Here is a 12,642-nt window from a genome sequence, read left to right as displayed (position 1 = left end):
TACAACTACCCTTGTTGTACTTACAAAGCAGGGTTGCTTTCATATAACAAATAGCGTGCTGTATCCTAAAAATTTTTACCTTGACTACCCCCACTTACATTACTTTTTTAATACATGGAGTTTTAGCATATGACAATTAAATCAACGTTCAAATCTTTGAGTAAGCTCGCTGTATTGGTCATTGTGGGGGGGGCTGGCTGGTATGCTTGGCAAACCTTGCAACCTACATCATTTGCTGAACAACTCCCTGACAGTGTTGCCTATGGAAATGGGCGAATTGAAGCGACCGAGTACGATATTGCTACAAAATTACCGGGCCGCTTAGTTGATGTTATGGTGCAAGAAGGCGATATGGTCAAAGCGGGTCAAACGTTAGCGGTTATTGATACTGATGATTTAAATGCACAGTTACGTGAAGCTGAGGCGGGGCTTCGTGTTGCTAATGAGTCTCGTAAATACGCATTAGCGATTGTAGAGCAGCATAAAAGTGAGCTTAATTTTGCACAAACTGAATTGCGCCGCTCTGCAAAATTATTAGAAAAAGGCCATATTTCAAAAGAAGTGGTTGATCAACAACGAACCACCTCTGCTATTGCGCAAGCTGCTTTAACCGCGGCAAACGTAAAAGTTGTGCAGTCGGATGCTGAAATAGAAGCAGCGCAGGCACGTATTGAGCGATTACAAAGCAACATAGCCGACAGCACGCTCACAGCACCAATCAATGGACGCATATTGTATCGATTAGCTGAGCCTGGCGAAGTGCTTGGCAGTGGTGGTAAGGTTTTATCGTTATTGGATTTAACCGATGTTTATATGAGTATATATTTACCAACCGCGCAAGCGGGCAAGGTAACAATAGGCTCTCAAGCGCGCATTGTTATTGATGCTGTTGCCGAGTATACATTGCCGGCTAAAGTGACGTTTGTGTCTGCACAGGCGCAATTTACCCCTAAATCGGTAGAAACCCGAAACGAGCGCGATAAACTGATGTTTAGAGTTAAGGTAAAGCTCGACTCGCAGTTATTAAAAGATCATATCAAACAAGTAAAAACAGGGGTGCCAGGGCTTGCTTATGTGTTGTTAGCACCTGAAAAAAATTGGCCTACGTCGTTACAGGTACGAGTACCTGAATAATGGATAACGCTAATAATAACACTGATAAAAACGCGCAACAGCCACCTCTTGAAAGTGTAGTTACGCTTACTAAGGTGAGTCATCGCTATGCTAATAATCGCGTGCTGGACAACATTAGCATTTCATTACCTGCCGGGAAAATGATTGGGTTTATAGGCCCTGATGGCGTAGGAAAATCAAGCTTATTGGCACTTATAGCGGGGGCAAGGGCGATTCAAGAGGGGGAGGTTGAGGTATTAAACGGCAATATGCGTAGTAGTAGTTTTCGTAATTCGGTGTCGCCACGCATTGCTTACATGCCTCAAGGGCTTGGCAAAAATGTGTACCCAACACTTTCTGTGTTTGAAAATATAGATTTTTTTGGTCGCCTTTTTTCTCAAAATAAAGCAGAGCGCAAACAACGAATTAATAACCTTTTAAAAAGTACAGGCTTAGAGGCATTTGCCGATCGCCCCGCAGAAAAGCTATCTGGCGGGATGAAACAAAAACTCGGTTTGTGCTGCGCATTGATCCATGACCCTCAATTATTGATTTTAGATGAGCCAACAACCGGAGTTGATCCGCTATCGCGTCGTCAATTTTGGCAATTAATAAACAGTATTCGCGCTGAAAATACACCGATGAGCGTACTGGTTGCGACCGCCTACATGGAAGAAGCCGATGATTTTGATTGGCTAGTCGCTATGGACGATGGGAAAATAATCGGTACGGGCAGCCCACAAAACCTAAAAATGCAAACTAATAAAGAATCGCTTGATGAAGCGTTTATAGCATTACTTCCTGAAGAAAAACGTCATGATCATCAGCGGTTAGTTGTGCCACCTCGTAAACAAGACTTAAACACAACCCAGTTCGCTATAGAAGCAAATGGATTATGTAAAACATTTGGTGATTTTACCGCTGTTAACAACGTGAGTTTAAGTATTGAACAAGGTGAAATTTTTGGCTTTTTAGGCTCAAATGGCTGTGGAAAAACTACCACAATGAAAATGCTTACCGGGTTACAACCCACAACCAGTGGCGAAGCAAAATTGTTTGGTGAAAAGGTCGATGCCAATAACATCGAAAGCCGCAAACGCGTTGGTTTTATGTCACAAGCATTTTCGCTTTATAACGAGCTTACAGTGAAGCAAAACTTGGTATTGCATGCTCGTTTATTTCACTTACCCGCAGAGAAAATAGAGCCGCGCGTTAAAGATTTAATTACTCGGTTTAACCTTAAAAAATACAGTGACGATTTTCCTACCGATTTGCCCCTAGGTATTCGCCAGCGTTTATCGCTTGCTGTTGCGGTAGTTCATAGCCCTGAAATGCTCATACTTGATGAGCCCACATCGGGTGTAGACCCCGTTGCAAGGGATGACTTTTGGCAGTTACTCATTGAGCTTTCGCGCGAACAAGGCGTGACTATTTTTATTTCGACTCACTTTATGGATGAAGCAGCACGTTGCGATAGAATTTCGTTAATGCATGCAGGTAAAATACTTGCCAGCGATACGCCAGCTGCACTGTGCCAAGCGCGTAATACCGACACACTAGAAGCTACCTTTATTGCATATTTAGAAGAAGCAGTAAATGCAGCCGGAGCAAGCTCGGCGATACAAGCATCGATAACTGATAAACCCAAAGCTTTGGCTACAGCGCCCGCTACTCGTAAGAATAACACTAACCCCGCATTTAGTTTGTTGCGGTTATTTGGTTATGCGCATCGCGAAACGCTAGAGTTATGGCGCGATCCTATTCGCCTAACGTTTGCTTTGCTGGGCTCGATAATTTTGCTGTTTATTTTAGGTTACGGCATTACATTTGATGTTGAAGATTTAAGCTTTGCGGTACTAGATCAAGACCAATCGCCCGAGAGCCGCAACTACATTCAAAATATGGCAGGTTCACGTTACTTTATTCAAAAAGCAGATATTAAAAGCCCGCAAGAACTTAATAAACGAATGCGCAGTGGTGAGTTAAGCGTGGCCGTTGAAATTCCACCTAACTTTGCTCAGCAATTTAAACGCGGCCGTAAACCTGAAATTGTAGTGTGGATTGATGGTTCTATGCCGTTTAGGGCAGAAACGATTAATGGTTATATGAGCGGCGTGTATTACAGCTATTTAACCAACTTATCTTTGCGCACTTATGCACAAGTACCAAACTTAGTGCCAGCTAATATTGAATCTCGCTATCGTTATAACCAAGATTTTAAAAGCATTGAGGCCATGGTGCCGGCGGTTATTCCACTGCTACTGGTATTTATTCCTGCAATATTGATGGCGCTTGGCGTAGTGCGGGAAAAAGAGTTGGGTTCAATCATAAACTTATATGTAACACCGGTTAACCGGCTGGAATTTATTATTGGCAAACAGCTGCCTTACATTTTAGTGAGTATGATCAGCTTTTTTGGCTTAGTCGCACTTGCTATTACCGTGTTTGGTGTGGCGCTAAAAGGCAGCTTTTGGGCGCTTAGTTTGGCTGCATTATTATACGTTACAGCGACTACGGGGGTGGGGCTGTTAATTTCGGCTTTTACAAAAACACAAATTTCAGCATTGGCAGCCACTACGGTGGTTGTGTTGATGATTGCCGTTAACTTTTGTGGGCTAATTGACCCTGTTTCTTCCTTGGAAGGGTTTGGTGCGATTATTGGCAAATTGTTTCCAACCACCTACTTTTTAGAGGCGTGTCGAGGGGTCTTTAATAAAGCGCTTAATTTTTCTGATTTATCAGCCCAGCTACTGCCTTTATTCGTTTTTATACCTGTGCTGACTCTGGCCAGTGTATTTTTACTTCCAAAGCAGGACAAATAGCCATGCAACGTCGCGGAAACATTGTTAATTTAGGTATTAAAGAGTTGCGTAGTTTATGGCGTGATAAGGTTTTACTGCTATTTGTTTTTTTTGCTTTTACTGGGCTGATTTATGTGGTGGCTTCAGCCACGTCGATAGAGTTAAATAATGCGCCGATTGCAGTTGTTGATCACGACCAATCGCAATTATCCAAGCGTATTATTAATGCCTTTTATGAGCCTTACTTTAAAACACCAGACAGTATTTCATTAAGCGATATTGACTCAGCTATGGATAATGGCCGTTATACTTTTGTGCTTAATATACCGCCTTATTTTGAGCGTGATGTACTTGCAGCTAAGCAACCTACGATTCAAGTAAATATAGATGCTACGCGTATGTCGCAAGCATTTATTGGTGATAACTATATTCAAACCATTATTAACGGCGAGGTAAATGAGTTTGTGCAAGGTTATCGAACCGTTTATTCACTGCCAATAAAGCAATCGGCGCACATTATGTTTAATCCAAACATGACAAGCGTATGGTTTGGTAGCGTGATGGAATTAATGAACGTGATCACGATGATTTCGATTATTTTAACTGGCGCCGCGGTGATCCGTGAACGTGAACACGGCACATTAGAGCATTTATTAGTGATGCCATTAAGCCCCTTTGAAATAGTGATGGCGAAAATTTGGGCCAATGGGTTAGTGATTTTATTACTGACTACGTTTTCATTATTTATTGTGATCGAAGGTTTGTTACAAGTGCCTATTCATGGCTCGCCAGGCTTATTTTTATTTGGCGTTGCTATTCATTTATTTGCGACCACATCGCTGGGTATATTGTTAGGAACGCAGGCGCGCACCATGCCGCAACTCGGGTTACTGATGATCTTAATTTTATTACCATTACAAATGCTCTCTGGTGGTGTTACGCCGCATGAAAGTATGCCTGAGGTGGTGCAAAATATAATGTTATTGGCGCCAACAACGCATTTTGTAAAATTTGCTCAAGCAATTTTATACCGAGGAGCAGGGTGGGATGTAGTTTGGCCTTACTTTTTAGCGTTAGTTGTTATTGGCAGTGTGTTTTTTACTGTTGCATTAATGCGCTTTCGTAAATCAGTAGCGCAAGGTTAGGGTATTAAAATATAACGCGTGTTTTCAAAAAAGTGGCTGTTTAAGATAAAGCCACCCGTTAACGTTAAAGCGCTAATGGGTGGCTAGTGAAGAAGATACCATCCGCAATAATAATTAAGCGAATGGGGATGACTTAGTTTAGTCTTGGGTTAATTTCTAAAGGAGACAGCGTAATGGTCGCACTACTGCTTGCTCCTTTATATTCTTGATAGTCTTTGTTTTCAAACAGCGTGTAAAAAACATCAACATAATCGTCATTATTAGTAAACCATTCATCCGGCATTGCTTTTAGTAGTTCATTGGTCAGCTTAGGGATAATGGCATAACCTTGCGCTTGTAAATCAGGAATGCTCGCCATTACTTGCTCTGATATTTCTAATAATTTTATTGCTAGAGTTCTATAGTTGGTGTTGTCATCTTGTTCCATTAAGAGTAAATCGACCGCTTGCCAACGATAACGCTGCCAATGAATTAAAACCTGATTAGGGCTGTAATCGGTTTTGTCATGATCTAAATAAGGTAAATCAACGATATCTAATATTGGTTCATCTCGGGTGGGGTCGATACCCGTTACAATGGCATAAATTTCAGCACCACCTGAGATCCAAGGTTCTTTGTCATCTTCTAAGCGTATTTTTTTCAATACACTGGTTTGCAGGGGTTGTTCATTGCTTAACTGGTTTTGTGGACTAACCGTGGTTTTACTGAATTTGTTAGCAGATAAAATTCCTCTCATTACTGCAATACCCGCATCTTGTACTTTTTGTTGATCTAATTCGACAATAAATACAGGTTGGGTCGGCATTTGATCAACACTAAGATAGTGAATGTCACCAAACTGATCGAACGCTTCAATCTCGCTCCATTGCGAATCGTCACCAGCAGGTGCAAATGCAAATAAAGGGCGTTCGCCTTGCTGCCAAGCGCTAAGCATTTCATCGCTAGCCAAACGCACTTGTAACAAACTACCGGTGTTTTGTGGTAAACCTTTAAGCTGTTGTAATGCGCTGTTTGCTAAACGAGTATTTTGTTGTGTGTGCATGCCTAAAGACGGTAGCTGATCCGCATTCAAAACCAGTTTATATTGGCTTAGCGTTTGTTTAAGATCAGCGTTTAATACACTGTAATTAAGCGCTATTTGTTTTGCGAAATTGCGTTTAATGGTGGTTACGTCTTTGTATTGCGCCAACTTAGACAAGTTTTCACCTTTTTCGATTTCATATTGAGCTGAAAAAGCGGGCGCTGATACACAGTTCAACAGAGCTAAGGTTGCCAAGCATTTGGTTATTTTATTCATCATATTTATTTTACCGTTCCGTTATCAGTAACGCTATAAAACAATACTTAGAATAAATAATCAAACAAAATTTATAAAGTAAGTAATTAGTATTGTTTTTGTGGTTGCGCTTAGGCTGCAAAAAATACCAAGCCGCTGTTATAGAGTAAGTTTTATATAAAGAATGAATCTATTACAAAAAATCATTTTACTAAAAAGTAATTTCTATATATATCAGTGGCTTATATGTGGCTTGATAGTTGCTATAACTACTACTCTAATAACAACACAAAGGATTAAGCAATGACCGATATAGGGCATTCAGCGTTTATAGCATTTTATTTATATTTAATTATGGTGTTAGTACAGTGGGCAGTGGCGACGTTTAGTAAAGCCAAACAGCCTGGGGCTGTGCCAGGAAAAATTGATAAAGACCTATCTCATGAGAGTTTTATATTTAGAGCGCATCGCACCTTTCATAACACATTAGAAAACAGCGCGTTATTTATAGGAACGGTTTTATTTGCCTTTGTGATTAATTACCACAGTTCGGTTTTTGCAATCTGTATTTGGGTTTACGTCATTGCACGTTTAATTCATATGGTACTGTATTACGCAATTGCCACAGAGAAAAACCCCAGCCCGCGTAGCTACTTCTTTTTGATTGGCGTAATTGCGAATCTAGTTATGCTGGTGATGCTAGGGCTAAGATTAGCCAACTAATAAAACCTGATAAAGCGAAAAGCGTTATTTGCTTTTCGCTTTTACATTTAGTTATCTACTACAGGTTTTTTTGTGCGGGTAACCCAAAAGCAAATTAACGACCCAATAGTCACGAGTACAACACCTTGTAAAAAATAGTCAGCTAAAGCAACGGATAAGTTAATAGAGGCAAACACAGTGGAGAAAATAGGGGTAAAATAAGACAAGGTGCCTAAAAGTATCATATTTCCACCTATAAATGGCTGACTTCACAAAGCAAATCCTGACCCAATAACAAGAGTATCGAGACTGGAAATACGATGATCTACTTATGGAGCTTGAATTTAAGGCAAACGATATACTCTTGCTTATTTCAGCTTAAATAACTATGAATTTTATGCTGTAACCTGGTACGAAAAATGGACATTGGGATGTAAGATTCAGTTTAATACGTCATCATCGATGAAAAAGGTACGTACAAAAGTTCGGCGTTTTAATCGGAACTTCACATAGCAAACTATTGTTTTCTAACCGACCTTTTTCTAAATATATTTGGTTGCCATCCCCAGTGTAGGGAACCGAGCCGTAAAAATACGGTAATAAAGAGTGCGCCTAAAATACACCAAACATAAGGTACTTCTAATAGAAACAGTGTGGCATAAGTTAAGCCACCAGATAGACACGCGGTGGAGTAGAGCTCTTCGCGCATGACAAGGGGGACTTCACGGCATATTACATCGCGCATTAGACCACCAAAGATGCCCGTGGTCATGCCCATAGTAATAGCCACAATCATCGTAGTGCCTTCGATTAAGGACTTTTCAATGCCAACAATATTAAAAATTGCCATGCCCAAAGCATCGACCAGCAACATGTAATAGTTTGATACGTGAGGTAAATGACGAATAAATATTACGGCGATAAATATGGCGCTGTATGTTGCGTATAAATAATCCGGTTCGGCTATCCAAAATACTGGGTGGTTTAATAATACGTCGCGCAGTGTGCCGCCGCCGAGCGCTGTCACTGACGCGACAACCACAACACCAAAACCTCCTATGTTTTTTTCATGGCCCATTAGAGTACCTGAGATGGCAAAAAACGCTACCCCGATCAAATTTAACAAATGAAAATAGTCAGATGCCATTGTGGTCTCCATACCATTACCAAAAAAGTAGCCTATTAGAATAGCGTACTGATGATTTATTTAGCCTGAACATAGGTATGGTGCATGATTAAGTTTTAAAACAGTGCTTGCAGCGCTCTTATATTCTCAGTACAAGAATGCAAATAAGCGCTGATACAGCTAAATTCGGCACTATAAATTGACTTAAAGCGCAAGTAAATTGAACGCATTAAATGGTTGTTCGTCCATAAATAATTGCTATTAGCTGTTGTTATAGTTATAACTGATGTTGGTTGTTTCAGAAGTTTCTGAAAGTAAAAGGGAGGTTATCGAGTGTTTTGCACTCAAATTACTAGGACAATACCCATCTAATGCGCGTGCTTTGCGCCTCTCTAATTGGAGAAGTAAGTGAATAAACATGTTTTTGCTGCTGCCCTCAGCTCTGTTATGGGCTTTACGCTTCCAGCGTTTGCTGATGTTCCAAACCCGATTGATACCCCATATTCCGGCACTATAAAAATAGCGGTTGATGCCACAGATCTAGCTCATCGTATTTTTAAAATAAACGAAACTATCCCTGTTAGTGCTGGTGAAATGACTTTGCTTTATCCACAATGGATACCTGGACATCACTCACCAGTTGGACCAATAAGTCAGTTGGCTGGATTGAAAATGTCAGCAAAAGGTAAAGTGATCGAATGGCAACGAGATCCTGGCAATGTATATGCTTTTAATCTTAAGGTTCCTAAAGGTGTACGTGAGTTGCATGTTGAATATCAATTCTTGTCACCACAAAGTTCAGAGCAAGGGCGCGTTATGATGACGCCAGAAATGCTCAATTTACAATGGGATACAGTAGCGCTTTACCCTGCTGGGCACTATAGCCGTAAAATTAAATTTCAACCGAGTGTAACGTTACCAAAAGGGTGGCAGTTTGCTACTGCACTTGAAAAATCTTCGCAAAAAGGCAATACAGTTACCTTTGAGGGAATTGATTTTGAAAACCTTGTAGACTCGCCAATGTTTGCCGGTAGCCACTATAAGTGTGTTGATTTAAACCCAAATGCAGATACTCCGGTGTTCTTAAATGTCTTTGCCGATAAAGAAAAAGATCTTGAGATCAGTGCTGAAGGGTTAACAGCACACCGTGAGCTTATTCAACAAATGTATGCGCTTTATGGTGCACATCACTTTGATCATTATGACTTTTTACTTGCCCTGACAGATAAGTTAGGCGGTATCGGCATGGAACATCATCGCTCAAGTGAAAATAGCGCGAAAGAAAATTATTTTACTGACTGGGATAAGTCATGGGTCGGTCGCGATTTATTAGCACACGAATTTAATCATTCATGGAATGGTAAATATCGTCGCCCTGACGCATTATGGACACCGACCTATAACCAAGTTAAAGAAGCTAATGGTTTATGGGTATATGAAGGGCAAACACAGTTTTGGGGGCAAGTCATTGCGGCTCGTTCTGGACTTTGGAGCCAAGAAAATGCGATGGATATGCTAGCTCGTTTAGGTGCAACCTACGACCAAGGCCGACCTGGCATGGCATGGCGTAATATTTTAGATACAACCAACGATCCAACTATCGCTCAGCGTTCATCTTTGCCTTATCGTAGTTATCAAATGAGCGAAGACTATTACTCTGGTGGAGAATTAATTTGGTTTGCGGTTGATGCAAAATTACGTGAATTGAGTAACAACAGTCATTCATTAGATGATTTTGCCCAGAACTTTTTTGGCGTAAACCCGGGTGATTGGAATGTGTTGACCTATAAATTTGATGATGTGATTAACACGCTTAATGGTATTGAAAAGTATCAATGGGATGACTTTATTAATTCGCGTTTAAAAGGCCATGTTAACTTATCTAAATCACTGGAAGACCAAGGTTGGAAATTGACCTATAACGATAAAGCCTCTGATGGCATTAAAGCAATTGAAAGCCGCTATAAATCAACTGATTTACTTTATTCTCTGGGCTTCTCGGTAAATAAAGAAGGCAAAATGCGTGACGTATTATGGGATAGCCCTGCATTTAATGCGGGTCTTGCGCCAAGTATGCAAATTGTTGCCGTTAATAATACTCAATTTAGTGCTGATGCACTCAAAGATGCAGTGACGGATGCTAAAGGCTCAAAAGCGCCAATTAAGCTCTTGGTGAAAAACTTTGATCAGTACAGTGAAATCCAGATCGATTATCATGATGGCCTTAAATATCCTCACCTTGAACGTATTGAAGGTAAGCCTGACTATTTATCACAGCTACTAACCGCACGATAAAATAAATCCGCGTAGGTTTATCAATACTTTTAAATATACCCACAGAGTGTGGGTATATTTATTTTATGCTAACCGATTATGATTTAGCATGTACGTTGGAGTTCTGGTTATTTTTTCATCGCAAAGTAATCCACAACTAACTGCGTCATCGCATTCACGCCTAATTGCAGTGCTTGCTCGTCAGCGAAAAACTGTGGTGAATGATTACTTGCTGCCGTTTTTGCATCTTGACCTTGTGGGGTAACACCTAAAAAGAAAAACAATCCAGGAGTTTCTAAAGCGTAATAGCTGAAATCTTCAGCGCCGGTGATCAAATCAGTGGTAATGATATTCTCAGCCCCAGCAACTTTAGTTAGTGTTGGCGTCATTTTTTGCGTGAGTTTTACATCGTTTACGGTGACAGGGTAGCCGTGGTCGATATGTACATCAGCTTTAGCACCACCGGATTCAGCGACCATTTCAGCTGTTTTCACTAAACGCTTTTTGATATCAGCGCGCATTGCTTGGTCAAAGGTGCGAATCGTGCCAATTAACTCGACACTATCCGGAATGATATTGGAACGTACGCCGCCATTAATAGCACCAAACGAAATAACTGACGGCGCTTTAGTAACATCAACTTGGCGAGATGAAATTGTTTGTGCGGCCATAATTATTTGTGATGATGCCACAATCGGATCAACACCATTCCATGGTCGTGAACCATGAGTTTGGCGGCCTTGTACATTGATTGTAAATGAATCTTCACTGGCCATAAGCGGGCCTTCACGGAAACCAATTTGGCCGGTGTTTAATGAACTGGTTACATGTAGACCAAACACGGCGTCAGGTTTTTCTTTAAATAAGCCTTCTTTTAGCATGAGTTCAGCACCGCCTTCTTCACCTTCTGGGGCACCTTCTTCAGCTGGTTGAAAGACAAATAATACATCACCCGCTAAGTCATCTTGAATTTTAGCCAAAGATTCAGCTACAGCCATTAGAATAGCGACATGGTTATCATGGCCGCAGGCGTGCATAACACCGACTTCATTACCACGGTAGGTTGAGGTCTGAGTTGAAGCAAACGGTAAATCAACTTGCTCAGTGACAGGCAAGGCGTCCATATCGGCACGCAGTGCCACCAAAGGGCCTTTTTTACCACCTTTGAGTTTAGCAACTACACCAGTATGGGCTATCCCAGTTTGTACTTCGAGCCCCAGTGCTTTTAAATGTTTAGTAATGTATTTAGCCGTTTCAAATTCGCGGTTACTAAGCTCTGGGTATTGGTGAAGATGGCGTCGCCAAGTGATCACTTTTTCACTTACACTGTGGTTAGCTTTTTTTAGATTCTTGTTGAGCTGTTGATCAGGAGCTGCTGCAAAACTTGGTGCAGATAACGTACTTAGCAATAAGCCGCTGTAAATAACTTTGTGTAACATAGTGATCCCTTTTATTATTTGATTATTAAAACTAATGTAGAGTAAAACGATATGAATGAACAGGACCGTGCGATAATTAACCAAGGAAATTGGTTTAGTAGCCGCTCGGAAGAATTTCAACACCAGCTATTGTTACATGCAAAAGTAATTAAACTCGATGCGGGTGAAGCATTATTTTTAAGAGGAGATGAAAATGCGGGTTTATACGCTGTTGTTAATGGAGTTATGCGAGTCAGTGGAGTAAATGGAGAAGGTAAAGAAGCGGTACTGAGTTTTATAGATCCCGCTATTTGGTTTGGTGAAGTTGCTTTATTTGATGGTGGTTTGCGTACCCACGATGTTTATGCACAAACACCCGCTCGATTGCTACATGTACCGCATCGGGCACTGATACAATTATTAACAATCACGCCTGTTTATTGGCATGATTTTGGTGTTTTACTTTCACAAAAAATGCGGCTGCTGTTCACTTCATTAGAAGATCATGCTTTATTAACTGCACAGCAGAAAGTCTGTAAACGGCTGGTTATGATGGCAACCATGTCGCTGCCCAGTAATACCGCTACTATTATGTTATCGCAGCAACAACTCGCAGATATGACCTATTTAACTCGTCAAACTATTAATCAAATCTTGCAGTTATTAAGTGAAAAAAATCTTATTTCCCTGCATTACCAGCGTATAGAAATTCTTGATAAACAACAGCTGGCTTTACTTGTACATTAGCTGCGTTATTATTTTTACCTGATATAAGTACATTGACCTT

The 12,642-nt window shown here is 40.7% G+C and carries 9 protein-coding genes and 2 pseudogenes; 7 read left to right on the top strand and 4 right to left on the bottom strand.

The features are described from left to right. Positions 1-129 precede the first annotated feature (129 nt). The 3 genes from PSR9079_RS17060 to PSR9079_RS17050 are packed head-to-tail and all read left to right on the top strand — an operon-like array spanning position 130 to position 5,059. Entirely contained in the window at positions 130-1,134 is a 1,005-nt protein-coding gene (locus PSR9079_RS17060) for an HlyD family secretion protein (protein ID WP_149982547.1), read from the top strand. Then, positions 1,134-3,935 carry a ribosome-associated ATPase/putative transporter RbbA gene (gene rbbA / locus PSR9079_RS17055; protein WP_149982546.1) on the top strand — a complete coding sequence of 934 codons (2,802 nt, stop codon included), beginning with the start codon at positions 1,134-1,136 and terminating at the stop codon, positions 3,933-3,935. Before PSR9079_RS17060 ends, rbbA begins: the two co-directional genes overlap by 1 nt. Before the next feature lie 2 nt (positions 3,936-3,937). Continuing rightward, positions 3,938-5,059 carry an ABC transporter permease gene (locus PSR9079_RS17050; RefSeq protein WP_149982545.1) on the top strand — a complete coding sequence of 374 codons (1,122 nt, stop codon included), beginning with the start codon at positions 3,938-3,940 and terminating at the stop codon, positions 5,057-5,059. Between the two features lie 133 nt (positions 5,060-5,192). Here the strand turns inward: PSR9079_RS17050 and PSR9079_RS17045 are convergent, their stop codons facing one another. Continuing rightward, a complete protein-coding gene (locus PSR9079_RS17045) occupies positions 5,193-6,359 on the bottom strand; it encodes a DUF3103 family protein (RefSeq protein WP_149982544.1) in 1,167 nt (388 codons plus the stop codon). 279 nt (positions 6,360-6,638) lie between these two features. Between PSR9079_RS17045 and PSR9079_RS17040 the strand changes: the two genes are divergently transcribed. Beyond that, entirely contained in the window at positions 6,639-7,058 is a 420-nt protein-coding gene (locus tag PSR9079_RS17040; protein WP_149982543.1) for an MAPEG family protein, read from the top strand. 47 nt (positions 7,059-7,105) lie between these two features. Here the strand turns inward: PSR9079_RS17040 and PSR9079_RS24045 are convergent. Further along, positions 7,106-7,336, bottom strand: a pseudogene (locus PSR9079_RS24045) (EamA family transporter); the annotation flags it as partial. On the opposite strand from PSR9079_RS24045, the pseudogene PSR9079_RS24205 reads away from it, so the two are divergent. Continuing rightward, positions 7,333-7,550 (top strand): annotated as a pseudogene (locus PSR9079_RS24205) (ClbS/DfsB family four-helix bundle protein); the annotation flags it as partial. The pseudogenes PSR9079_RS24045 and PSR9079_RS24205 overlap by 4 nt on opposite strands. Positions 7,551-7,554: 4 nt before the next feature. Here PSR9079_RS24205 and PSR9079_RS17030 read toward each other — a convergent pair. Then, the gene (locus tag PSR9079_RS17030; protein WP_149982542.1) at positions 7,555-8,184 is read right to left on the bottom strand and encodes a trimeric intracellular cation channel family protein; all 630 of its coding nucleotides are present in this window, start codon (positions 8,182-8,184) and stop codon (positions 7,555-7,557) included. A 387-nt stretch (positions 8,185-8,571) separates the two neighbouring features. On the opposite strand from PSR9079_RS17030, the gene PSR9079_RS17025 reads away from it, so the two are divergent. Continuing rightward, entirely contained in the window at positions 8,572-10,458 is a 1,887-nt protein-coding gene (locus PSR9079_RS17025; RefSeq protein ID WP_218939786.1) for a M61 family metallopeptidase, read from the top strand. Between the two features lie 107 nt (positions 10,459-10,565). On the opposite strand, the gene PSR9079_RS17020 is transcribed toward PSR9079_RS17025, so the two are convergent. Next, positions 10,566-11,876, bottom strand: coding sequence for an amidohydrolase (locus PSR9079_RS17020; protein WP_149982541.1), 1,311 nt, complete (start codon positions 11,874-11,876; stop codon positions 10,566-10,568). A gap of 51 nt (positions 11,877-11,927) precedes the next feature. Between PSR9079_RS17020 and PSR9079_RS17015 the strand changes: the two genes are divergently transcribed. Continuing rightward, positions 11,928-12,602, top strand: a complete 675-nt coding sequence (locus tag PSR9079_RS17015; RefSeq protein ID WP_149982540.1) for a Crp/Fnr family transcriptional regulator — start codon at positions 11,928-11,930, stop codon at positions 12,600-12,602. The last annotated feature ends 40 nt before the right edge of the window (positions 12,603-12,642 follow it).

The organism is Pseudoalteromonas rhizosphaerae, from assembly GCF_902498845.1.
Lineage (GTDB): Bacteria > Pseudomonadota > Gammaproteobacteria > Enterobacterales > Alteromonadaceae > Pseudoalteromonas > Pseudoalteromonas rhizosphaerae.
The sequence above is the reverse complement of the archived record's forward strand: the minus strand, read 5'-3'. Positions and strand labels throughout refer to the sequence as shown.